Source organism: Thermosporothrix sp. COM3 (assembly GCF_059696735.1).
The window spans coordinates 7532143-7557046 of sequence record NZ_AP019376.1; the positions used below are offsets into that span (position 1 = coordinate 7532143).

The 24904-nt window shown below is 50.5% G+C and carries 20 protein-coding genes; 16 read left to right on the top strand and 4 right to left on the bottom strand.

Features of this window, described 5'->3' with window-relative positions:
- Positions 1 to 5: 5 nt before the first annotated feature.
- The 9 genes from KTH_RS32130 (at position 6) to KTH_RS32170 (ending at position 8332) form a co-directional block, all read left to right on the top strand.
- Positions 6 to 1334, top strand: coding sequence for a DUF6365 family protein (locus KTH_RS32130; protein WP_497622965.1), 1329 nt, complete (start codon positions 6 to 8; stop codon positions 1332 to 1334).
- On the top strand, positions 1331 to 2428 hold the full coding sequence (locus KTH_RS32135) for an aminomethyl transferase family protein (protein WP_170142917.1): 1098 nt from the start codon (positions 1331 to 1333) through the stop codon (positions 2426 to 2428). The genes KTH_RS32130 and KTH_RS32135 overlap by 4 nt, the downstream gene beginning before the upstream one ends.
- 69 nt (positions 2429 to 2497) lie before the next feature.
- Positions 2498 to 2986 (top strand): dTDP-4-dehydrorhamnose 3,5-epimerase family protein, encoded by a 489-nt coding sequence (locus tag KTH_RS32140; RefSeq protein ID WP_111325569.1) that lies wholly within the window; start codon positions 2498 to 2500, stop codon positions 2984 to 2986.
- Entirely contained in the window at positions 2983 to 4077 is a 1095-nt protein-coding gene (locus KTH_RS32145; protein ID WP_497622968.1) for a glucose-1-phosphate thymidylyltransferase, read from the top strand. The genes KTH_RS32140 and KTH_RS32145 overlap by 4 nt, the downstream gene beginning before the upstream one ends.
- 25 nt (positions 4078 to 4102) lie before the next feature.
- Positions 4103 to 5137, top strand: coding sequence for a dTDP-glucose 4,6-dehydratase (gene rfbB, locus KTH_RS32150; RefSeq protein WP_497622970.1), 1035 nt, complete (start codon positions 4103 to 4105; stop codon positions 5135 to 5137).
- Positions 5134 to 6057: a dTDP-4-dehydrorhamnose reductase gene (rfbD, locus tag KTH_RS32155; RefSeq protein WP_497622972.1), complete on the top strand. Its 924-nt coding sequence runs from the start codon at positions 5134 to 5136 to the stop codon at positions 6055 to 6057. The genes rfbB and rfbD overlap by 4 nt, the downstream gene beginning before the upstream one ends.
- An 18-nt stretch (positions 6058 to 6075) precedes the next feature.
- Positions 6076 to 6243, top strand: a complete 168-nt coding sequence (locus KTH_RS32160) for a hypothetical protein (RefSeq protein ID WP_497622974.1) — start codon at positions 6076 to 6078, stop codon at positions 6241 to 6243.
- 12 nt (positions 6244 to 6255) lie between these two features.
- Positions 6256 to 7320, top strand: coding sequence for a 2,3-diaminopropionate biosynthesis protein SbnA (gene sbnA / locus KTH_RS32165; RefSeq protein ID WP_111325573.1), 1065 nt, complete (start codon positions 6256 to 6258; stop codon positions 7318 to 7320).
- Entirely contained in the window at positions 7289 to 8332 is a 1044-nt protein-coding gene (locus KTH_RS32170; RefSeq protein ID WP_497622976.1) for an ornithine cyclodeaminase family protein, read from the top strand. Before sbnA ends, KTH_RS32170 begins: the two co-directional genes overlap by 32 nt.
- A 326-nt stretch (positions 8333 to 8658) precedes the next feature.
- On the opposite strand, the gene KTH_RS32175 is transcribed toward KTH_RS32170, so the two are convergent.
- Together KTH_RS32175 and KTH_RS32180 are read right to left on the bottom strand one after the other, a co-directional pair.
- Complete coding sequence (locus KTH_RS32175; protein ID WP_497622977.1) at positions 8659 to 9813, bottom strand: RNA-guided endonuclease InsQ/TnpB family protein; 1155 nt, start codon at positions 9811 to 9813, stop codon at positions 8659 to 8661.
- Between the two features lie 966 nt (positions 9814 to 10779).
- Complete coding sequence (locus KTH_RS32180) at positions 10780 to 11679, bottom strand: alpha/beta fold hydrolase (RefSeq protein ID WP_497622979.1); 900 nt, start codon at positions 11677 to 11679, stop codon at positions 10780 to 10782.
- Positions 11680 to 12695: 1016 nt separating this feature from the next.
- Here KTH_RS32180 and KTH_RS32185 point away from each other — a divergent pair.
- Together KTH_RS32185 and KTH_RS32190 are read left to right on the top strand one after the other, a co-directional pair.
- Complete coding sequence (locus KTH_RS32185) at positions 12696 to 13262, top strand: hypothetical protein (protein WP_497622981.1); 567 nt, start codon at positions 12696 to 12698, stop codon at positions 13260 to 13262.
- Positions 13263 to 13385: 123 nt separating this feature from the next.
- Positions 13386 to 13667 (top strand): hypothetical protein, encoded by a 282-nt coding sequence (locus KTH_RS32190; protein ID WP_497622983.1) that lies wholly within the window; start codon positions 13386 to 13388, stop codon positions 13665 to 13667.
- Positions 13668 to 13826: 159 nt separating this feature from the next.
- On the opposite strand, the gene KTH_RS32195 is transcribed toward KTH_RS32190, so the two are convergent.
- Both KTH_RS32195 and KTH_RS32200 read right to left on the bottom strand, forming a co-directional pair.
- The gene (locus KTH_RS32195) at positions 13827 to 14093 is read right to left on the bottom strand and encodes a hypothetical protein (RefSeq protein ID WP_497622985.1); all 267 of its coding nucleotides are present in this window, start codon (positions 14091 to 14093) and stop codon (positions 13827 to 13829) included.
- 201 nt (positions 14094 to 14294) lie between these two features.
- Positions 14295 to 14453, bottom strand: a complete 159-nt coding sequence (locus KTH_RS32200; RefSeq protein ID WP_497622987.1) for a hypothetical protein — start codon at positions 14451 to 14453, stop codon at positions 14295 to 14297.
- 8 nt (positions 14454 to 14461) lie between these two features.
- Between KTH_RS32200 and KTH_RS32205 the strand changes: the two genes are divergently transcribed.
- The 5 genes from KTH_RS32205 to KTH_RS32225 all read left to right on the top strand — a co-directional run bounded on the left by KTH_RS32205 (position 14462) and on the right by KTH_RS32225 (position 24886).
- Positions 14462 to 14935, top strand: coding sequence for a hypothetical protein (locus tag KTH_RS32205; RefSeq protein WP_497622989.1), 474 nt, complete (start codon positions 14462 to 14464; stop codon positions 14933 to 14935).
- 59 nt (positions 14936 to 14994) lie between these two features.
- A complete protein-coding gene (locus KTH_RS32210; protein ID WP_497622991.1) occupies positions 14995 to 15993 on the top strand; it encodes an aldo/keto reductase in 999 nt (332 codons plus the stop codon).
- Positions 15977 to 16870, top strand: a complete 894-nt coding sequence (locus KTH_RS32215) for a serine hydrolase domain-containing protein (RefSeq protein WP_497622993.1) — start codon at positions 15977 to 15979, stop codon at positions 16868 to 16870. Before KTH_RS32210 ends, KTH_RS32215 begins: the two co-directional genes overlap by 17 nt.
- Before the next feature lie 985 nt (positions 16871 to 17855).
- Positions 17856 to 21128 carry a hypothetical protein gene (locus tag KTH_RS32220; RefSeq protein WP_497622995.1) on the top strand — a complete coding sequence of 1091 codons (3273 nt, stop codon included), beginning with the start codon at positions 17856 to 17858 and terminating at the stop codon, positions 21126 to 21128.
- A complete protein-coding gene (locus KTH_RS32225) occupies positions 21125 to 24886 on the top strand; it encodes a helicase-related protein (RefSeq protein ID WP_497622997.1) in 3762 nt (1253 codons plus the stop codon). Before KTH_RS32220 ends, KTH_RS32225 begins: the two co-directional genes overlap by 4 nt.
- Positions 24887 to 24904 lie beyond the last annotated feature (18 nt).

Here is a 24904-nt window from a genome sequence, read left to right on the forward strand (position 1 = left end):
ATGGAATGCGAGTCATTTTTGTGGCGTTGAGCAAGTTCAGTGTAGGAGAGCTGCATAACGCGCTCTGCGTGGCCCAACAATTGCAGCGTCGTGGGGCCGAGGTGCTCTTTTTAACGCCACCTGAGCAGCAAGCGTATGCTGAGGCTGCGGGGATGCAGGTAAGAGTGCTGCCGCTGAAGCTTCATCAACAGATACAGGAGGTGATAGAAGACTTTCGCCCTGATGCCGTGGTGTTGGCTGATTACTATCTACTGGATATCGAGAGCGAGATACTGGATCTGGAAGCTCTGTTGCGTTTGCCGGTTCCATGCGCCACCTTTGACTCGTTCCGGTGGGCGCCAGAGCCGCGCACAGTTGAAAACAGGTTGATTCGTCCACAGGATGAACGCCTGTTTAAAGGCAAGTTTGATCGTCTGGCACGGGTGCGAGCGCTGCCCGAGGGAGTGCAGATCTTGCGGGCCTGTCCGGTAAATGTGCCGACAAAGCCTGAGGGACGTGTCATCTCGCTCAAGATGTACGAGCAGCCATTTACGATCACGGAGGCGCGGCGTCGTGAAGTGCGTCAGCGCCTGGGGGTGCGGGAGGATGGCGAAAAGCTGGTGATGTTTGCAAAGGCTTCCTGGGCGCTCAAGGCGATGTATTACCGCATGTTGCAGTCTGGTGGGCGTGCGGCGCGCCTGACCTATAGTTATGAAGATTTCTTGCAAGAGCTTCTGACACATTATCTTGCGGAAGTAGATGCACCGGTAACGGTGGTGGGAGTAATGCCGCAGGGGAAAGGAGAGGTGTATAGACAGGAGCAGAGGCGCTTTGTAAGTATGCCCTTTCTTCCAATGAACGAGTTCACCGAACTGGTGCTCTCTTGCGATCTGTTTGTGACGGATAATATGCCCTCCAGCGCTACGACAAGGGCCGTTTTCGGGCGTGTACCGGTCATTGTGCTGACTAATACGCTGCTCACCGGGACGCAGGATGGCTCACCATTGACCTTCCCGGAGCATCTGCGACTTTCGGAAGAGGGTGCGGCGCTGATCCAGAAGTGGAATAGTCTGCTTCATGGCGGAATTTATCCCTTTACGATTTATCCAAACGGCTGGATCGACGAATTACGACCGCTGTTTCAGAATAACCCGTATTGTACCACACTGGTTCAGGCGGAGATGTATGCATTGAGCGAGACTGCGCACTGCTTCGCGGAGCTGCTCTGTAACAGGAAAGCCCGTGAGGTGCTTCAGGCGCGGCAACAGGCATATATCGAACAGGTCGTTGGACTGCCGCCAACCTATGACCTCTTTGAGACATGGATTGCAACCATGAAAGGAGTATATGCATGAATACCGGATTACTGACAGTGACACACGAGCAGGCAGTGATGAAAGATGAGGCGGGCTATGGCATTATCGCTTCCTTTGGTGATGTCATGAAAGAGTACGCGGCCATTCGCAGCAGTGTGGGTATCTTTGATATGTCCACGCATGGTAAATTCCGGGTCAGCGGAGATGAGCATGTGGCCTGGGTTTCAAAAATGGTCAGCCGGGATATCGAGTTCTTGAATAGCGAGACCGAAATCTTCGCGCTCTGTCTGGACGAAGAAGCAAAGCTGCTTGGTATCGTGACACTGTACAAGTATGATGATGCGATTGTGATTGAGACCGAGACCACCGACCGCAAACGTCTGACGGAGTGGTTTGAGCAACATCGGGAAGAGGGTGTTGAGATTGAGGATATCAGTGATGAGTATGCGCTGATCGGGCTTGAGGGACCACTGGCTTTTAAGGTGGCGCAAACACTGCTTGATTACGAGATCAGCAGCATTCCCTTTCAGGGCTTTGTCGAAGTAGAGCGTGATGGCGCCACCCTGTTACTGGCCCGCACTGGCTACACTGGCGAGTATGGGTATAAGGTCTTTGTTCCGGCGTCTGTGGCAGGCGAGGTCTGGCATGAGCTGTACGCAAAAACACAGGAGCTTGGCGGAACGCAGTGCGGAAGTGAAGCGCTGGAGATCACCATGCTGGAAGTGCGACAGCCAATCGGCCATATTGAGGCGCGTGAGATCCCTGTTCTTGAAGCTGGTCTGGGCTGGCTGATCGATTTCGGCAAGATGGATGCATATATCGGTCAGGAGGCAATCAATGAGCAGGCCGCACAGCCGGTTGAGCGCCGAATGATTGGCTTTATCGTCGAGAAGCAGGCACAGATCGAGGCGGGCGATGCAATTGTGCTCGACGATCAGGTTATTGGGCGAGTCGTCACAGCTTGCTATAGCCCGACGCTGGATGCGATTCTTGGCCTGGCGCTGAACAATGAGCCGTTCACCGTTCCCGGTTTAACCTGGACCGTGCGCACCGCAGAAGGCACTGAATATGCGGCTGAGTCTGCTTCTTCGCCGTACATTGTGCCAAGATCCTGGAAAGTGAAGATGCTCTAAGAGGGCGATTCCGAGGAGCAGCCAGCTCCTCGGGTTCCCTTCCGTGCAGGGAGAAAAGGAGAGACGCTGATGAGTATAGCTATCGTACAGGAGTGCCTGGAGATAGAGGGCGTGGTGCTGAAGAAGTTGCAGCGGCATGCTGATGAGCGCGGTTTTTTCCTGGAGCTGATTCGTCAGAATGACCCGTTTTTTGCCGAGGGCTTCGGGCAATTGAGCCATAGCAAGATGTATCCGGGAGTGGCGAAGGCATGGCATATTCATAAAACACAGGTTGATTGGTGGTATGTGGCGCTTGGACGGTTGAAAGTGGGGCTTTCGGATCGGCGCCCTGATTCCCCGACGTTTGGCAGAACTATCACCCTGTTTCTGGGTGAGGATCTTGAGCCTGCGGTGTTAAAGATCCCACCCGGGGTGGCGCATGGCTGTAAGGCGATTGGCGGTGTTTCGCATCTCTTCTATGTGACATCAAGCATCTATAACCCGGAGGAAGAGGGACGTATCCCGCATGATGATCCTGAGATAGGCTACGACTGGAAGAGCGGAGCGACGATCAAATGAAAGCGTTAGTTTTAAGCGGCGGCAAGGGAACGCGGCTGCATCCGCTGACCTACACCAATGCCAAGCAGTTGATTCCGGTGGCCAATAAACCAGTGCTCTTTTATGCGCTGGAAAAGATCGTCGCTGCCGGCATTTATGAGATTGGGATTGTGGTTGGCGACACGCGCGAAGAGATTATCGCTGCGGTTGGTGATGGCCGCCAGTTCGGTGAGCAGGTCTCTATCTCCTATATTCATCAAGAACAGCCGCTCGGGTTGGCCCATGCGGTAAAGCTCGCGCAACCTTTTCTTCAGAATGACCGCTTCTTGATGTTCCTGGGCGATAACTTCATTGAGGAGCCGCTAGGTGAACTGGTCGCGCATTTTGCCGCCCCTGATTGCCTCGATCACGCACAGGTATGCTTAACGCGAGTTGAGGCGCCGCAACAGTTTGGGGTGGCACTGCTTTCCGAGGAGCAAGAGCGGCTGGTGAGAGTGGTGGAGAAGCCGAGAGAGCCGATCAGCGATCTGGCGATAGTAGGTGTCTACCTCTTTGATGCACATATCTTTGAGGCGGTTAACGCAATTCACCCTTCTGCGCGGGGTGAGCTGGAAATCACCGATGCGATTCAATATCTCATTGACCGGGGCTACAGAGTGAGTCCGCATCTCTTGCGTGGGTACTGGATTGATACGGGGAGGATGCAGGATATGTTGAACGCAAATCGTACTGTGCTGAGCCAGATGCAGGGAGCGCTGGCGCCCGGGGTCGAGATTGATGAGCGCTCGTGTCTCTATGGTGAAGTGGTGCTGGAGGAAAATGTGCGGCTGATTAACAGCGTGGTACGGGGACCATCGATTATCGGGCGCAATGTCGTCCTGGAAAATACATATATTGGTCCTTTTACCTCAATAGCTCATGACACAGTCGTTATGAATAGCGAGATTGAGCACAGTATCATTCTGGAGGGATGCACCATCCAGGCAATTGGCGGGCGTATCGAAGATAGTTTGATTGGGCGCCATACACAGATCTACCCGACGCAGGGCCGTCCTGGAGCGCATCGGTTATTGCTTGGAGATCATAGCAGCATCGGGCTGATGTCTGCTTAGTGTAAAAGAAAGAGGAGATGGCGAAGTGCGTATTCTCGTCACAGGAGGCGCTGGCTTTATCGGCAGTAATTTTGTGTCGTTTCTGCTCCAGCACTATCCGACCTATGAGGTGGTGATCCTGGATAAGTTGACCTATGCAGGGAATCTGCTGAACCTCACGGAGGAACTGGAACGGCCAAACTGTACCTTCCAAGAAGGTGATATCTGCAACCCCTTACAGGTTGAGCGGGCCATCCGAGGATGTCAGGCTGTTGTACATTTCGCTGCTGAAACGCATGTCGATCGCTCTATTGTGGCTCCGGAAGCGTTTATCAAGACAAATGTGGAGGGCACCTATGTGCTGCTGGAGGCGGCGCGGAAACATCATATTCAGCGCTTTATCCATATCTCAACCGATGAGGTGTATGGAAATGCGCTTTCACCGGAGGGGATCAGTCGTCCCTCGTTAGAGACTGATCCGCAGCGACCGATGTCGCCTTACGCTGCCAGCAAAGCCGCAGCGGATAGCCTGGCCTATTCGTACTGGACGACTTATGGCGTGCCAGTGGTCATTACACGTTGTGGCAATAACTATGGCCCGCGCCAGTATCCGGAGAAACAGCTACCGCATTTCATTCTCTGTGCACAGGAGAAACGACCGTTACCGATTTATGGCACAGGACAGAATGTACGTGACTGGATTCACGTCTACGACCATGCGGCGGCTATTCTGACGCTGCTTCATGAAGATGGGAAGCGGGTTCATGGTGAAGTGTTTAACGTGGGGGCTGGTGAGGAGCGCACAATACTGGAAAATGCCTGCACAGTATTGGATCTGTTGAGAAGACCGAGAAGCTTGATTCAATTTGTTCCTGATCGACCAGGGCATGTCAGACGCCACGCTGTTGATACAACCAAGATCCGGCGCGTGTGTGGCTGGCAGCCGCGGGTGCGTTTTCGCGAGGGCATTGAACAGACAGTGCGTTGGTATCAGGAACATCCGGAGTGGATCGCGGCGACGCGTGCCAGATATGACGATTTTGTACGCAGAGTTTTTGAGCTTGAGGCGGAGGCTGCATGAGTACCTTTCTTGTGACAGGGGGCAGTGGCTGTATTGGCAGTCGGATACTGCATCGGCTGGGAGCGCAGGGACATACCGTATATGCGCTCCAGCGGAGCGAGTTCATCCGGCGTGAGCCGGGAGTGCAATATGAGTACTGCGACCTGACCACGATTTCGGAAGCCAGGCTGTGCGCTTTGTTTGAGCGAGTACAGCCTGAGGTGTTGATCCATTGCGCAGCTCTGACCAACGTTGATGCCTGTGAGGGGCTGCGAGAACTGGCATATGCTCTCAACGCTGCTGCAACCTATCGTTTGGCCCGAGTCTGTGGCCGGTATGGCGTTCACTGTCTATTCCTTTCAACCGATTATGTCTATGACGGGACGTCACCTCGACCTTATCTAGAAGAGGATCAGGTGCGGCCCTTGAGCGTCTATGGGCAGAGCAAGCTGCTTGGGGAGCGGGCAGTACAGGAGGGCTGTGAGAGCTGGACCATCTGCCGAACCGCTGTGGTGTATGGCTCTGTGGGGGGAGCGCGGCAGGACTTTACTCTCTGGCTGGCGCAGCAGCTTCAGCGGAAACAACCAGTGCGTATTGTGTGCGATCAAGTCAGTTCTCCAACCTATGTAGAGGATCTGGTTGAGCAGATCCTTGCTCTGGCTTCCCTGCGGGCACAAGGGATCTATCATACGGCTGGCAGTTCGATGATTGATCGTTATCAGTTTGCGTTACTGGTGGCACGTTTTCTGGGCGCTAATGAGACATTGATTTCGCCGATTTTGAGCGATGAATTGGCGCAAAAGGCGCAACGACCCACATACGCAGGACTCTGTATTGAGAAAATCAGCAGGAAGATCGGAGTGCGTCCACTCTCTGTAGAAGAAGGGCTGGCACGCTGTATGACCGCGATCAAGGAACAAAGTTTGCTTTCAGCTGCATAAAGGAAAGGAGTCTATCCTATGTCCAGGCCATCAACCGTTCTCGCTTTTGCTGCTTCGATGACTATTACCGCCATTATGACAGTTACAAGCTATATCGGAATCTATCTCCTGACGCATCCTGAGAAAGAAACGCAGAAGGGAGAAGAAAAGGCACAGGCGCAAGAGATACTGGCAAAGGCAGCATAGGAGGGGAAGCGGATGAATGCTTGTGACTTTGCCAGTCTTACCCATCGAGAGTTGTGCGATCTGGCGCGGAAACTGGGAAATACGAGAATGGAAGCTATTCGCGTGCTGTTGCATGGCAGGCCGAGAACAATTCATCTGAAGCTGGAAGCAGATAATCCGACCGGCTCGGTGAAGGATCGCACGGCCTGGGGATTGCTACAGACGTTGGAGCGGCGCGGGAGATTGCAGCCAGGCTCATGTCTGGTGGAATCAACATCGGGAAATCTCGGGGTAGCGCTGGCCTTTCTCTGCCGCTTGCGTGGATATAGCTTTATTGCCGTAGTTGATCCAAAGACGACACCTGAGAATGTTTCGCGCATGCAGGCACTTGGTGCCGAGGTTGATATGGTACGCCAGCCCGATGAGCATGGGGGGTATCTGCTCTCGCGGCTGGCCCGTATTCGGGAATATTGTGAGCGTTCCGCCCACTACGTCTGGCCGAATCAGTATGCTAATGCGGCCAATCCGCTGGTGCATCGCCAGATGACCGGGCCTGAGATCTATCGCCAGATGCAGGGAAAGGTCGATGCTATCTTTCTCGCGGTGTCAACGGGCGGAACACTGGCCGGAATTGCTGAATACTTCCGTGAAGTCAGCCCGAGAACGCGGATTATCGCCGTTGATGCTTATGGGTCAGTTGTGTTTGGAACGCCAGCGGCGCCGAGAAAATTAACGGGGATAGGTGCCTCTCAGCCCTCTCGTTTTCTGCGTCGTGAACACTATGACGAGTACCTGCTGGTGACGGATCGGGAAGCCTTTTCGGTGTGCCGTTCACTGGCTGCCTCTGTGCAGATACAGGTGGGGGGATCGAGTGGTGCGGTGCTCGCGGCCTGCCTGCGCTATCTGGAACAACATTCTGAGCTTGAGCGTGTAGTGTGTCTGTGCCCCGATGGAGGCGCAAACTATACGTCTTCGATCTATCAGGATGCCTGGTTACAGGAGAATGGAATAGAGCTGGATAAGATTGATTGTTTTGAGCGTGCCTTGAGTCTGAAAGGAACGAAAGATGCGAGACGGTTTTGTGTATCTCTCGCGTGAGGATGTGATGCGAGCCTGCGTTGATCTCGATAGCGTTGCTGTGATGCGAGAAGTGTTTCAGCTGCATGGTCGCGGTCAGACGATTCTGCCTGATGAGGCGTATCTTGGGTGGGTGAATGAGGAGGGAGAGCACGTGCGCAGCCTGAATATGCCGGCCTATGTCGGGGGAGCGATTCGATTTGCAGGCACGAAAGTAATTAATGGGAACATCGCGAATCCACAACGGCGCGGTATTCCTCGGGCCAGCGGACTGACGTTACTCTATGACGAGGTGACGGCGCAGGTAGTATGTGTGATGGAATCGGCCTATCTTTCGAGCCTGCGAACGGCCAGTGTCAGTATCCTGTCTGCCTTGCTTTTACAGGGAGAGCCGATTGAGACGGTTGCCGTAATTGGGGCAGGCGTGATTGCGCAGCGACATCTGGAGTTGGTGTTGAAGTATCTGCCTGACGTGCAACGGCTCCTGGTCTATGATCTGGTCCCAGGACAGGTGGAGCAAGTGCGACAAGCATTGCAGTCTGAGTTGCTCCGGCGTGGAGTCACATTGGAAGAGGCGAAGTCGGCGGAAGCGGCGATTCGTCCGGCACAACTGGTAATTCCTGCGACGACGGTGACTGAAGGATATATCCAGTATGCATGGTTGCAACCTGGAACTATTGTGGTGCATGTTTCGCTGGATGATGTGCTGCCAGAGGTTGTGCTTCGAGCCGATGGGGTGATCGTCGATGATTGGGAACTGGTGCGCACTGATACCCGTCGCCTTCTGGGAAGAATGTATAGGAACGGGCAGCTTGTCGGGCCGGATGAAGCTTTGCCCGCTAAAGGGGAGGAGTGTCGGCGAGTTGATGCGCAATTAGGCGAGCTTGTCTGCGGGAAGCGAGGTGGGAGGAAAACGAAGGATGATATTCTCCTGGTGAATCCGTTCGGGCTTGCGATCGAAGATGTGGCGCTTGCATCGTACGTGTATCGAAAAGCAGGCCAGCTAGGACTGGGGATACAACTGTTGTATTAAAACGAAGTCAGATGTGCGCAGTATCGTGGTTGCATCCGTTATGTTTGTACCTCGGGTTAAAGGAGTACGAGAGAGATCAAGCATATACGAAAGATGCAAAGCATCGTCAGATGCGAAAAGGGGCTGCACGTTGATTCAGTATCCAGATACATTTGGGGACAAGGAGCGTTGTTTTTCTGCAAGAATCTGAGAAGTCTCGCTCCCTGTTCCTCACTGTTTTCTGCGATCGAGGCTTCTGTTGTGCTCAACGCAGAAGAGAGAAGAGGAGGTACCCTCCTATAACTGCAATAGTCAAGTACCCCACGGCTCAAGCCGGGGGCTTGTCCCTAACCCACGAGGGGTTGAGACGATAGGCCGCTTGACGACGACCCACCAACCAAGGGTATACCGAGGCTGGCAAGAGACGAGAGGTATTTCTCTCGAATATTTTGAGACGCGTTGAGATCGGCATTGAGGCAGTAGCCACATTCACGACACAGGAAGAGGCTTTGAGAACGACGATTCTTGCGAGCCTGATGCCCACAGCGAGAACAGGTCTGGGAGGTATGACGAGGATCAACTTTGACCACCCTGATTCCCTTCTCCTGTGCTTTGTAGGTCAGAAAGGCGTGAAACTGTGCGAAGCTCCACGAATGGAGGCGACGCTGTGTTTCTGTCTTCTTCTTCATCCTGGCACGAGAGCGAATATGCGTCAGATTCTCAACCACCATGGTCGAACCCGCAGGGGTGTGGGCAACGATGCGCTTACTGAGAACATGGTCATGATCTTTGCGTTGCCGAAGCAGTTTGCCAGAGAGCTTGCGCAAGTGGCGTTTCGCACTCTTTGTGCCTTTGGCTTGCAGTTTCCGCTTGAGACGGAAGATCCGACGCTCTTGCTCTTTCCAGCGACGTTCACCGAGGAATTGCTTATTGGAGGTGACAGCAGGACGATTCAACCCGAGATCAACACCCACGACTTTCCCCGATGGGGCAACCACTGGATCAGGGATGCTCACGACCACATGCAGCGTATAACGACCTTTGCGGGAGCAGAGGTCGGCACTACATACCTTGCCTCCGATATACCTGGCGGCATAGGGTGGCACCACGAAGGGCAATTCAACTCGCCCATCAGTGGTTGCAAGGCTGCATGTCATGGTTTCCCACTTGACCCAGTAGGAGCGTTGATCGTAGCGAATCGGACAGAGACGAGCACGCGGGGTACTCGCTTTACGCCCCTTCTTGCGTCGATCCAGGGCCGATTTGACGGCTTCGGTGGCTTTCACACGAGCAGCACAGACCAGTTGAGCGGGCAAATCAGGATGCGTCGCCCGCAAGGGATAGTAGGTACGCTTATGCAGTTCTACCCCATTGTGACACGAGGTCGTAAAGCCCTCTTGAGCTACTGCGTTAAAGCAATCGGTGTGTGCTTGCAAGGTTCGCTGCAACACCTGTGCTTGCTCACTGTTCGGTTGGAGATGCAAGATGATCGTTCTGTCCATGCAAGAAGTATCTCATATATACAAAGTTTTGTCAATAGGTACAGGTTCACTCCTGTCTCCAAGCCCCAAGAAAGGAAGACCTGCTTCCTCCCCATAGCTGAAGCAAGGGGTCTCCGCAGGTCTCGTCTGATGAAGGCAACAGGACCTATAAACAGAACATTTGTCCTATGAGATGGCGAGATGTGTTGTGTGCTTAGAGCAATTGCAGCAAAGATTGCCATGATGCCAACAAGGTAGCAAAGGAGGGCAAAAGCATGTAAGAGAAGAGACGTAATGATACTGAGAACACCAACCAGAAGGAAGAAAATGATGAGGTTTTTACGTACGCTGATCGTCATGAAAAATCCCTTCCTGAGTAATTGTCAGGTGTTTGCGTCCTGAAAAAGGATCAGTTGTTTTAATTGAGAAACGCTTGATGGTAGGGAATATGCTTCGCATGAATACTATATATACTTTTCATCTCAATTATATAGTATAGCCAGTGAAATAGCCAATATAGGGCCTCTTTCTATTTCTAGTGGGGAAGGATAATTGAGCAACGGAACAAATGACCCAAAGAGCCTGCCTGCGCGCAAAATGTATTGCTCGATCTCTTGCTGTTGATAATTCCATTTCCTCTGAAGAGGTCCAGTGAGAACTTCTTTGTCTGTATGGACGGCCAGTTTGAATTTCTTCTACTGAGGACCAGGCTTCTATCATTGTTCTGAAAGTAGGAAAATAGGCAACTTGCATAATGGGCTCTTCGTCAAGATGTATGTCCTGTGATTTCTCTTCTATATCCTCTACTTCGAATAAGGCACGTTGCCGCAATGAGAGCTTACGGAGGGTAGACTAAGATCCTGGCGAAAATGTGTAGTAAAGCAATTTGTAATATTTGGCCTGCGAGTATGAATGGAACGAAAAACAACGCTAAGGAAATGGTTCCCCTTGCAGACTACCCTTGAAGTCTCTTTGACATGCTCATGTTCACTGAGCATGGTGTTCGATGAAAGACAGAACCCGTTTATTGATTTCACGAGGGTATTCCCCGTTGATAGCGTGAGAGGCATTGGGCCATAGTTCGATGTCGAGAGTACTCATCCATTTTTTGCCATTTTCAACGGCTTTTCTTGCATCATGCATGGCACTCTTCTCTGCCATCAGTGCTAACACCGGGATGTGTATCGTTCTCAGATCATGCTGGGAAAATTGATCCGGTGGAGGTAATTTGATGGCAAACTGTTTCATACTGATGGCTATGAGTTTGGCGACAGGTATCCGTTCATTTGCCTGTATTCCTCCGGAGATGTAGCCAAGCATCTTCTCACGGATCGGCTTGGGCACGATGGGGATGGTCGCTGGAAGCGAGAGGAAAAGGACTTTTGCTGAGATGGGAACAAAGACAAACACCGGATCGAGTAAACTCAGAGAAGCAACTGCTTCAGGATAAGCGCGTACCAGATTCATCGCGGCCCATCCACCAAACGAAACACTCATCAGGTGAGCCTTTTTGAGAGGGAGTGCCGAGAGCACCTGATGTAACCACAGTGCTTGATCTCTGCTCCCTTTGATTTCAGCGGTCTGCACACTTAACCCTGGTTCTCCTAAGGCATCAATCGAATAAACGGGCCTTTCTTCCAGAAGTCCCTGGATGTTGGGTTCCCACATGGGAGTGGAAGCTGAGCGACCCGGGAGCAGGACAATGGGATCTTTGTGTCCATTTTCTTGCTTGACAAAAGCGTAGACCCGTACGCTCCCAAAGTCCGTGGTGATATCTTTTGTCTCGGTAGGAGGTGGTAAAAGGGCCATCGCTTCATGATATGCTGCCAGAAATTCCTTTTTCCCCGCCTCTGTTCTAAAATGACTGAGTTTTGAAGATGGTTTCATGGAGGTCCCTCGTTCTTCAAACATTTGATGCTCTTCGCTTGGTCACTCTCTAGTGGAGGAAGCAGCTCCCTTGGCTCATCAGCCCTTGATGAACAGGCATGGATAGTGTTCAGAGAGTATAGCACAGAGAGAGCGCTTCGCCCAGAAGCTTTTCTTGCATTCGCTCACCCATGGTCTCCTCCCACAAAAAACCTGATAGCCTCATGGGCCAATGAGGCCCGCCGCAGAAATTTACAACGCTCATAGAATAAGTCAGGGCGTTTCGATGTGGCGGTGAGGCTATTTGCTCTTAGCGTTGTTTTTCGTTCCATTCATACTCGCAGGCCAAATATTACAAATTGCTTTACTACACATTTTCGCCAGGATCTTAGTCTACCCTCTCTCCTGAATTGATGCTATGCTAACACTCCATCGTATTACTGCATCCTTTCCCTTATCATACTTGGCATGTATACCTGAAACAATGCCGTAAAGTCAATCGCTGAAAACAGGTGATCATCCCAGAACACAACAAAACCAACGAGGAATAGCTCGGCGAGGCAAGTGCGGATGAGCAAGGCGATTAACCGGAATTGATCATTACGAAGCACCTTTCAAAGGTGGTTATAATTCTCGATTTATATAAATTAGTAAATTTGTTTATCTAAAAATATTTGCTTTTAAAGTTTGTTTAATTATACTAAAATCGAAGTAAAAAAATGCATGAATAACTTGTATTTTGGAAATTATTATGTTATTTTTAATATTGTAGTAAGTAGATAGTCTTGATTGGAAAGCAGGTATATTGAGAATAGTTGTATCCAAAACATTTTTATCGCAAACTTATTCCTTTTTAGGAAAAGTATATAGTATTCTTTTTGCCTGCTGTGCTTCTATTTATACAGAGAGCTATTTTTCGTGGTCAGTCAAAATGGCCTCTAGGAAGCTCCAAGTGTCTTCAGCAAGCTCCATAACAGAAAGTGGCATGTATGTGAGTAATGTGGATAGACTCTTGCTAAGTGAAAGGATTCAAAACTGTGCAACGTATCTCCGTAAGCAAAATGCTGTGGCTGACCATCGCTGTAGTTCTCCTGACAATTTTCAGCTTTGCCACTACCAGTAGCCCTGTATCTGCAAAAAAAGCGACAAAAACAGTAAAGCAAACAGTAAACTTACAAGTTGATTGTAAACATCTTTCGGCTGAAGTTCTCAAGCAGGCTCAAGCCCGAGGCGATTGTCCTCAATCAAATGCCATTAACACATTGAAACCTTTCGACACAAGAGCTGGTGCTTGTGGAACGACATCGTTGTATATCACAGATAACTTCAACGGGGGAACTCCAACGATTACCATTGCAGCTAGTTCTTCAAAGGGATATATGATTTCGGTAAGCTGGAGTGTTAAATGGGTTAATTATGATACTGGTGGTCAAAACGGCTACGGAGGCTCGCAGGGATATTTTGGAGACAATTGGTCGCGCTCTGACAATCCATTTACTGGGGTTGGAAGCGTGTATGCGATCCTGGATAATTTGACTGTTACCACAGGGTACGGATACATTTGCTATGGTCTCCAGCCTCAAGATTCAGGATATGTGGATTAAACTAAACGAGAAAAAGGGTAACCTTGCCCTTTTTCTCAACTTAATGCTAAAATAGCAATATAGTTAGTTTTGTTTGTTATATTGTTGATTGCTCTAGCTGATCTGTGAAAGGAGTGAGTTGACATGGCCCAAAATACACATCAATACCAACCATCGGATGAACTACTAGAATTTCTTAAAGAAACCGTGCGTTACAGCCTTCATCTCGTAAAGCATCGGCAGCCTGAATTGATGACGGTGCGTTCACAAAATGAGCAAATATACATAGATGTTTGGTCAAAGGATGGGAGCTATATCATGTCATCTGCTACGCCTTTCGGGAAGCTTCCCTATCTGGAAACCATTGCAACTGATCCCGAGAAACGCAAAAAGCATTTTGAATTCCTCGCATCTATCAATCCATAGTCCATCTAGGATGGTGCGATAGAATCAGGTTCTCTTTTCCCTTGTCAGTCCCCTTCGCCGAGAAATTGTGGGAAAATAGATCAGAACTCCAGCTTCATTGATGAAGCTATTGGCCTTAACCTTCCACTTCACGGATCTGCAACTTGGGCCGCTGCCTTCCTACTTGGTCTCTAGAACCAGCAAGAGGTGTCTTCTCGTCATAGTTATTCTTCGCAGTTTCATGGAAGATGATCTCTCAGGAAACCACTGCTGCTTCTGATAGAAATCCGCGATAAATGTAACAACCTCATCCTCAGTGAAGTCGCGTGTATACTGCTGATGATAATGCCAGGCAAGGTGAGCGAGCAGCTCACGCTTCAGCTCGGGCTTTAGTAGAGCATTCTCTGGCCGAGAGAGAAGGCGCTCACGATCCCATCCCTGAAGCATGAGGTCAACGATCTGTTTATAGATATCAGCTCGTCGCTCGGGCAGATGACCATTCTGATCAGGTTATGGAGTTGGTGTCACATGGCTTTATCGTCGTGGGCCTTGATCAGCCAGGAGTGGCTGCGTCAGTGGTGTTCCCAGATGGATATGAGATCGCTGGACTCTCAAAAAAACAGATGTAGCCCCTCTACACGCAGAGCCTCAATCCAGCCAAAGATGTCCCACAATGGGCAGGCGTTCAATGACGGCATTATCCCCTACTTTGCCCAGGATGTTAGCTTCACCCTTGATCAGCTTGCGTCTCTCAATAGGAGAGACCCACAGGGTCTTCTGACCGGGACGGGACCTTTGGTGTTTCATTCGGCGGTATGGTTGCCTCGCAGGCGCGTGCAACAGACTCACGCCTCTCTGCTTGCCTGATGATGGATGTTGCGATGCCTGCCAATGTGGTCAACAGTGGCTTACGACTGCCCAGTATGTGGATTACCCGTCCTGTTAGCACGATGTTGCTCGAAAGACAAAAAACTGGCGGCTGGCAAGGGCAGGAGATCGAGCAAACCCAGAACACCATGCATGCAGTGTATAACCGGTTGCCAGGGGATGGCTACTTTGTGCAAGTGCCTGGGATGTTTCACATCGATTGTACAGATCTTAGTCTCCTCTCACCACTATCCCCGGCCATTGATTTAAGAGGACCTGTTGGAAGTAAGCACGCACATAAGATCATTAATACCTACGCACTTACGTTCTTTGACAGACACCTCAAAGGGAAACCACAAAGGCTGCTTGAAGGATCATCGGTTCCCTTTCCTGAAGTCATCTTTGAAAGGCGTCGGTCATAAGCTGCTTCTATTGTAGGCGTTGGGATGAAGCAGTGCAATCTTCAAAAGGAGAAAAACAAATGTATACGCGCTCACTTGGTTCTACTGGTCCTTACGTTTCGGCTTTTGGTCTGGGCTGTATGGGAATGTCAGCTCTCTATGGGCCTGCCGATGAAGCCGAGAGCCTGGCAACGATCCAGGCTGCTCTTGATGCCGGGATCACGTTGCTTGATACGGCTGACTTCTATGGTGCAGGGCACAATGAGCTTCTGCTGCAAAAAGCATTGCAGGGGCGCAACCGCTCACAGGTGGTCCTGAGCGTCAAATTCGGGGTGCTGGGTGATCCTACCAGGAGTTGGGCTGGTGGCATCGATGGACGACCAGCAGCCGTCAAGGACTTTCTGGCCTATAGTCTGCGACGGCTGAGAACAGAGTATGTCGATATTTACCGACTTGCTCGCCTCGATCCTGCTGTGCCGATAGAGGAAACGGTTGGAGCAATGGCCGATCTGGTCAAAGCTGGTTATGTTCGCCACATCGCCCTCTCAGAGGTGGGGGCAAGGACACTGCATCGTGCGGCAAGTGTATATCCCATCTGCGATGTACAAGTCGAGTATTCCTTGCTCTCGCGCGACATAGAGGCTGAGATTCTGCCGACCTGCCGTGAACTGGGAATTGGTGTGACAGCATACGGCGTTCTTTCCCGAGGCCTGATCAGCGGTCACTGGTCTCAGCAGCGAGCGCTCAGCGCAGATGATTTCCGCGCTACCAATCCTCGTTTCACCGGTGAGAACCTGGCGCACAATCTGGCTCTGGTTGAGGCGCTCCGTGCGCTTGCCGAGGCAAAAGGGGCGACAGTGGCACAGCTAGCGATCGCCTGGGTGCTCTCGCGTGGTCAAGACGTGGTTCCCCTGATCGGGGCACGACGGCGAGATCGACTTGCCGAAGCGCTGGGAGCAGTCAACCTGCATCTCACTGAGGACGAGTTGGCACACATCGAAGCGGCCATACCAAAGGGGGCCGCTGCTGGCGCTCGCTATGATGCTCGGAGGATGGCGAGTCTTGATAGCGAGCGTTGAGCGAACGGTACCCGCGCACCGCCCGATCACCGTGCGCGATCTGCTCACCTTTACGATGGGCTTCGGTCTGCTGTTTACACCTGCTGGAGCGTATCCGATCCTCAAGGCCGCCAACGAGCTTCAGATTGGCATGGCGCTGGCAGGGGCTCAACTTCAGGAAAAGCCCGATCCTGATGAGTGGATCCGCCGGCTGGGCACGCTGCCGCTCATGTACCAGCCCGGCGAACAGTGGCCCTACGGGATAGGATCCGAAGTATTGAGTGTGCTGATCGCCCGCGTCTCCGGCCAGCCGTTTGAGACATTCCTGCGCGAACGGATCTTTGAGCCGCTTGGGATGAAGGACACTGGCTTCAGCGTTCCGCCTGACAAGCTCCATCGCCTGGCAAGCAACTACATTGCCGACCCGGCAACTGGAACCCGCAAACTCTTTGAGGGTGTGCAGGAGAGTCAGTGGAGCCGTCCGCCAATCTTCCCGTCTGGAGCTGCCGAGCTGCTCTCGACCATTGATGACTATCTGGCCTTCGGACAGATGCTGTTGAATAAGGGCAGGTATGGGGGCGAACGCATTCTCTCGCGCCCCTCGGTTGAGGCAATGATCACAGACCAGTTAACGCCAGCACAGAAAGCGGTATCGAGCCTGCCTCTGTTTCCCGGCTTTTTTGAGTCAAATGGTTGGGGCTTTGGCGTCTCAGTAGTGACCAGACGCGATGATATTGCCTCGGTTCCAGGCCGCTTCGGCTGGCTTGGCAGCATGGGCACCTCCTGGTTCTCCGACCCCAAAGAGGATCTGGTTGGGATTCTGTTCACGCAGCGCTCCCTCCCGCTCAACCTCTACCACGATTTCTGGACCCTGGTCTATCAATCCATCAACGATTGAAGTAACGGGTTCGCCTCTGAGTGTTCAGCAGACCGTAGAGTGCTCATCTATCCTGAAGCCGGGGAGTTGCCGGTTGGAGTGGAGCAGGTCTGCTGAGACGCTTTAACAAAGGATTGTCTCCGATTCTCTGGCTCCTCACCTGGATAACTCTACAGTCTACCTTCCAGATTGATATGATACTGATGGTTCAATGGCAGATAGATATCTGCTACGGGAGGACTGATGGAGCAGACTGTTTCAAATATAGCCATTTTATTCAAGTCCTTTTGGTACTGGACGAGTATGCCCGGGGCAGTCACATAGCGACGATTTTAGGAGAGCGACTGGCCTATGATATGCTCTCAGCCATGGGCTGCTAATACCTGCTTGGGCCCCGCGGTATCGCTCCTGGCGAGGTTTGGGACCCACAATTAAATTCTTTCCCGCCTTGCCGCTGTAGGCAACAAAAAAAAGTGTATACGAAGGCAATGGGAAGAAGAGAAGATACACATGAATTTTTAAAAGGTTTTACGCCACGCCCAATCTGGCAGATGCTTTCAGCGATTGGCGATCAGTGCTCTAGTGTGGCGATGATATGGATAACGACCCGGCTCCTGGGCTGCACTGCTGGAGTGGTAAGCGCACTGGGGTGGTTGGCAGCTCTCCTGTTTAGGAGTGTGGTGTTGAGCGCGAGATTCTGCTTCTTTGTCGATTGGTTTTGTTCTCTGTAGCCTGCTGACTGCTTGCGTTTTTCCGGGGGACTTCTTCCGCTTACTCTTCTGTTGCCGAATGCCGGGAGTACCCTACAAGCTCCTTTGCTTGCTTGTTCCCTTGACAAGGTAAATGCAAGTTCTATTTTGAAGTATGCTTTAAAATAGTAGTAGATAGTATTTATGGTAAATACTTGAAATGATGGTTGATTTATAGTATCCTCTCTATAGATGTTTCTGATGGTGAGGCCACTCCCCGGTACTTCTGACTCGTTTTTCGTGGAAGAGAGGTGCATATGTCGAATAATATTGAATACACCAACCTGACGCTTGCGAACAGTGACTATGGCAATTTGTTGGAAAAGATTGAGAAGCTGCTGGATGAAGAGCTCAAGCGAATTCAAACCGCAGGCAAAGGCAACTACTTTGGGATAACTCCGTATCCTGCTTTTGATATTGATAAGCTTGCGGAGGCTATGGCGAAGCAATTTATTGGCAGTAACCAATATCCATTTGAGAATATAGATGGAACGGCCTTCGCAACCGTGTACATGCCTGAGGTAGAGGCACAACAAAAGTTTAGTCAACAACTCCATTCTATTCTGCGAAAGATGCAGCGTTGTATGCAAAGTCTCTATTTCAAGCAACCGAATGCACCAAAGCAACAGACACCAAATGCTCTCCATATTTATATGAAGAAATTTGTTGAAGAGATAACAAAAACATTAAGTAGCTCCTCTCTTTCTTCTCAAACCGGTTCACAGATGCATGGGCTTACGTATGGAAGCTTCACTACTCCGTTTGATGTAAAGAAGAGACGCCTGAGTGTAACAAAGAATCCTGAGAGCAGTGAAGTGGGCGAAAAGGTCTGGTTGAAGGGGCATAAACTCACGGTCCAGGTCCAGAACATTGGTCAGTTTGACCAGGATGTTATTGATGGCATTATGACACGGCTCAAACAGATGCGTGAGGCGGGTGAAGAGCTTGATGATGAAAGTCTGAGTGACGTACAGGATGAACTGAAGAGAAAAGCGGCGGCACCGACATCGGACCTGCAAGCGTTGCGGAACGCGGTTATTGTTGAGACGGTTGCGCGTATCTTTCGGGAATGTAAAGTGCGCTATTTACAATACCTGCTCAATGGCATGAAGGTATGGAACAAGCCGGGAAAAGAGCGGGGGATGCGCCTGCTTGAGAACCTGATTGCGCGCCTGCGGGCGCTTGACGAGTATAGTCGTGCTTATGATCTTGGGCACTATGAGGTGACCTTTCAGCAGCGTACCTATAACTTTAAGGAGATTCTGTCCGGGGCAGCTGCTTTTGATTCCCTGCCTATTATTACCGAGATTGAAGGCCTGCTGAATGAGACAACCGATGTGCAGCAAGGAATAAAGACCTTTATTATGGGAGTGAAGCTGAAACTCAATGGCAAGGTGCAGGTCCACGGAGGCAAGAATGACACCGTGTTTGATTATAACATCAGCCTGCTCGACCCTCAGACTCCCCTTTATAAGAGGCGTAAGGCAGCGGCGATTGATGAAGAGAGATTCTATGAAAAAGTGCTGCATGTGGCCTTGCTCTATCTTGTGCTGGTAAGGTTAGATGATCCTACCTTTGATGCGGTTGCATTCTTTGAGGAGAAAATACGTCCAGTGCTGCAAAATGGCTCTGAAGAGGAGAAACTGGATGTTCTCCTGAAGATTAAGCGAGGCATTGAGGCTGGAAAGAAGGCTGAAGAGTATATCAGAACGCTCAAAGATCTGCTCGTTGAGTTTATCAAACATCAATCTATCGGACCAGACATGGCACCGGAAACGCTGGTGTTGAGTCTGAAGACTTCGCTGCTGAATACTGATCTGGACTCGATCGTTAATTCGCATATCTACTTTCAGGAATTTGTTCCTCAGCAGTCGAAAAGTGTGTTGAAACATGTTGCGGTGGAAGAGGCCAGAACCAGTAACGACGCACTCTGTAAACTGCCACTTCAGATCCAATTCGAGCCACTCTACTACTATCCAGCAGATACGCTGGAAGAGGTGTACACCATGAAGTACACAGCCACCCAGTTGAAGACGCTCCCCGTGATGCTGGTGCCGGTTGACAATAGTGGGTATCTCAGAGATATTAAGAATTCGTTTGGAAAACTGAACCGAATCGCTCTCTATTATCGGCACCATACATGGTACTCGGACTCGCCGGAAGCCTTTGTCTATCGCTTTACCTATATCACGCTTGCCTATATCTTTGTGAAGATGCTTGCAAGCTATGCGGTGGGGAAGGGGGAGGATCCGAGCCTGTTCTTGCCCATTTTGTGTATCCATGATCGCGATGAGGCTGAAGCAGATGTCAATCGGCATGATGAGACGGTGCACAAGGAAGAGGAGCAAAAAACAGTACAACTCAGCGATGAAGCCTTTATCCATTCGTTTGCCAAGCTCCTCGATTTTCTTCTAAGTCAGGATTATCTAAGCAGCTCGCAAGGTTTCAAGCGTGACACGATTCAAGGTGCGAAGCAGGGAATTCATAAGCGGAGAAATGCGCTTGCCTCCTTGTTTTCAGCACTTCCACGTTCCTTTGAAAAGCAGTTGGCACAACCGAACAGGGACTATGCGTTGAAAAAGCTTGCCCTGGTGATCGTTTCCAGTCGTCCAAGCGATAAGAATAGGAAAGCGCAAGAACCGGATTCAACTGAGGGTGCGACACTGTATGGTCAGATTGTTGGGATTGAACGGCTTGATACAGGCGCTATCAGGCTGGGTCTGCTTACCACCTTCTCTGCCAATCTTGAGAAGGAGGAGCTCTACTCGCGGCCCCAGGCCTTGATAGACCAGCTTCGAAAATATGCTGCTCAGGGTTACTCTCATTTTCTCTATGTCGCGCATGCGCCATATAACCGGACTCTCAAGGTAGAACAGCTAGATCTTTACTTTATGAATGAATCCGTTATTCAGGCGCTGCGTGAAATTCCCGCTGGTGAGAAGGGTGAACATATTCGGGTCTATCCGATTTTCTGTGACAAATACTACGTTGTCAATCGTAAACCACGGGCCAGATCAAGTGTCCCGGACGTGAATTCGCTCTATATCGATGATATTGGAGAGCTTGCGCAGGTGTCACGTGATACCAGCAAAAAAGCTATTCTCTTTTTCAATATCTTTACCGGGAAAACGATTAATCCTGAGTCTGTCTACAATGGTGTGATGTCGTATACGACGCTGGTGAACACCTATCAGAATGATGTGACCTACGATCAATACATCTGGAGTGACCTGCTCAGTTTGAGTAGTGAGAATTCTCTAAGAGCCGAAATCCTGGAGATGCTGACCCTCTTTCACTTCTGGCGTTTTGAGAAAGGCAACGAGATTAGGAATGTTAACAAGACTGGGAAAGACAAAAGGATTCAGATTCAGATGAAACTGGACCCCTATAGCCAGATTATTGGGACAGACTCAGTTGGCAAACTCAGCATTTATCCTCATATGCGGAGCAAAGTGCGTTTTAATGCATTGTCCTATCTGACAGAGGTCCGTTCTGTCTTGCGCAAGCAAAAGAATGAAGGTGAGCGATGATGGGAGAGAAACCACAGCAAGAAAACGAGAAGGAGCTTTTCGGGACCTACCTTGGTCGTGTGTTTGAGGTCGGTTTTAATATCGGGCTGCTCGAAAGCCTGGAGCGCCATGAGATTACTGCCTACTATGGTGATACCTATAAGCAAGATTTGCAGAAACTGTACGCCCCGCGTCTGATTCAGAAGTTGCAGAAATATGCGGATGTCAGTGACAGTTGGAGTAAAGCAAATATCGAGCGCTGGGGCTATTTTATCCTCATGCGTGGCTACCTCAGTGGCTTGACCTTTTTTACGGAATATCTGCAGTCGTTTCAATATGCAGATTATAGATGTGTCTATATCCTGTGCAATTTTTATGGCTCAAACAGCCTGGGAACCTATACTGAGAAGGACTCGCGCTCTGCTGCCCTGGAGCTTATCCAGCAGTTTGATCGTGCAGGCTATGAGGTTGAGTTGACCGAGGGAGACCTGAGAGAATATCAGCATACGGGAGAATTTCTGAATGCAGATACATTGCTGTTGTTGACCAACGGAAAAAAATGGCGGATGTTCTGCGTTGATCTCTCAATCTTCACTGTACGCACGCTTGAAGACACCCATGATCTGACCGATATCGCCTTTCTACAGCAGATGCTTGTGCGTGAGCTATCTTATCTGAGAAGCAAGAGTGTCTTTACAAACTTGAGTATTGACGCCGATCTTGACACGACTGCTGACGTGATGCTCTCTTCGCAATTGAATCACTATTTTAAGGCATTTCAGCATCACGATAAAGAGAGTGTAAAGCTGATTCAGGCGGCTAGCTATGCATACAGCTTTTATGCGTTCCTGCGGCGAAAAGCGGTACTCGATGAGCGAAGCGACCTGTTTATCAACGCGCTTGGCTATACAGATCGTGGTTGGAGTGGAATCGCTGTGCATCAGAAGGCGGATAAAGCCAGTCAGATGGATCTGCTGAAGACCTGCGCGGAGATTTATCGTCAAAAGCTATATGATCAGCAGATCGACGAGGCACGCAACGAGCTGCTTCGCTCAATAGAACAGACCGCAGGGCTTAGCTTTAGCGGAAGTGCTGGGCGTGCGTTCGTGCGCAATTTGGTTCATCTGGTGGAGAGGGGTGATGGTATTCGCTGGTTGGACCATGAAGAGATACTCGAAGGGTTTGCCAGTACATGGACGCCTTTGCAGCCCGAGATTCTCAACGAGGAGGCGCAGAAGTGGCTTGAGATGAGTGGTTTTCAGGGAAAAACCTTGCAGGATGCGCATGCGGAACTGATCAAGCAAGCGTTGCGAAGTGATCGACTCTATCTCTTCCTGACAGGGAGTCCTGGCATTGGTAAGACGACGGCCCTGACCTCGTTCTTGAAAGAAGCCGAAGCAAATGGTGAGGGTTTTCTGTTGCTCTATGCGAGCCCACGAAAGCAGGTCAATCGGGATATCATCAAGAAATTCCGAGAGGAGCCAGCATCACAGCATTTGTTTGCTCTGACCACCAACTCAACTATTTTACGCGCTCATGGTTCTCGGAATGGTCCTCAGAAGAAGACAGTGTACTTTTATTCACCCGAACGCAGTGCTCGCTTTTTTGAGGGAGGTATTGACTTTCTTCCTGCGGACGAAGCGGAAATGCAGACCTCGTTCCAGCGAGCGCGTGAGCTAGAGGAGATTCAAGAGGGCTTGCTTGTTGACAAGGGAGAGCGCGTATATGGTGTGCTCGATAGTCTGTGCAGTGCAATCAATGTCGTCTTGAGCCGAGATATCTCGCGCTCGGTGGTAGCCTCGGTCGCAATTCAGTCTCTCAAAAGAGTGGGCAGGGGAGAGAACACCACGCTGGATCATCTCAAAAAGATGCTCAGAAGCGTTTCCAACGATCATGGCATTATTCCTGCTAAGATGCACGAGCTCAGGAAGCGGATCAAGCATGTCTTCATTATGATTGACGAAGTAACCGGCGATGAGGGTGGAGCCGCTTTTCTGGCGGGGCTACAGCGTTTCCTGAGCAATAATGGGCTGTTGGACCCCACTTATGGCTTCAACACAAAGATCATCGTTGCCGATGCCTCTATTGTGGATTCACGTGTCATCAAACAACATCTTGAAAAAGATGATTTTGAGCCTAACAAGATTTACTTCCGTAAGCTGGCAAAGGAAGAACAGACCACTCCATTGAGTGTACAGGAGATCTCCTTTAAGCTTAAAAAAGGGTGGCTCATTAATGCGAACGTCTATCCTGCGGAACGGCTGAAGCTGCGGTATGAAGTAGCAGTCGATACGCTTCATTATCAGGAAGAACGCTATGAGGATCGGAGCAAGCAGATCAAGCAAGAGACACATGAGCGTATCATCAGATCAATTTTGCAGACCTTAGAGCGCGCTGATCACCAGCAATTGTTGGTCTATATTCAAGATAAGATGCGCCTCTCTGAAATTATGCAAGCAGTATACAAGCGGCGGCAGGGTGATTTCAAAAGAGGGGTGCATTACCTGGATATTCACGCGAATAATTCTGAGTATGAGCGGCGCGAGATCGAGGCTCGGCGCGAAAAGGTAAAAATTATCTTTATGACAGCCTCTGCCAGTCGAGGTCTCTCCTTCCCTCATGCGCGCCATATCATTGTTGATATTCCGCACTTTGAGATTGAACAGAACCTGATGGAGATCCTGCAAGTGATCTATCGTGGACGCGGGCAGGAGCAATACAACCGTGGCGAGAAGCAAATTACCTTCTATCTGACAGAACGAATTGCCTATCTCAAACCGGAAGATCGGGAGCTGTCTGTCCGTGAGCGAATGATAGATCTGCTCAATATGCTCATTTTGCTTAAGGCGGCGATTCTGACACGCATCCAGGGCTATGGAAATATCAGCAGAAAGAAGTATGTCATTATTCCTATTGGAGGGAAAGCTGTTGCTTCCTCTGGGGAGACTCTAACCTCACGGATTGGACGTTTACTTAAAGAGCTTCAGGATCAGCAGCGCCTCAAATGGGAGAATGAGGATCTGAAGTATGTACGTCAGGCGCTTCAAGATTTGCTAGGAAGTGCGGAGATTAAATTACAGCATTATGGGGGAGATGCTACTCAGGCGTTTGTGCCGCTGTTGCCGACCTTCTATCAGGAGTTTGTAGAGCGTGTGCGCGGTGGTCTGCATGGTCTGTTAGGATGGAAACGCTTTGAAACGGCCTACATCTGTGGCGGGCTGCTTGTCGCTCCGTGCGTTGGCCGCAATATGCAGGAAAGCTACTGGCTCCATGCGAACAAATTACTGCGAGAGAAGGTGGGGAGCAAGGAAGAGCTCTTAGCACGGATGGAGGCGCTGGCGCGAGATCGCGACTATCCTGATTCTTTGCATGATACATTGAGAGATGCGATCGCCTTAATCAAGGGCTTGGAGCGCTATGATTCGCATGTGACCTCGCGGTATAAGCAGGATAGCTGGCATAAGGATCAGCACTGTGCCTTTCCCTTGGTCTGCCTGGTTGCCTATCCTGTTTTTCAAGCGTACTTCCAGGGAAAGCCGCAGCGTGAAGAGCAGGCGGAAACCTCCTTCCGGGCGCTGCTACAGACATATCTGCGTAGTGTTTGCACGAATGCTGATAGCATCTTACCTCTTGGCAGCATGTACGAAGATTTTCCCTTTTTGATCTTTCGCAGTCTGAGCCTGGGGGAAGCGCGGCGCAAGATCTTTACTGGAAACTATCTCTTTATGTCACATGAGATGAACATTCTCAACCTGCTGCTTGCAACTGATCGGGTCTGAATGGACGCCTGATCGGCG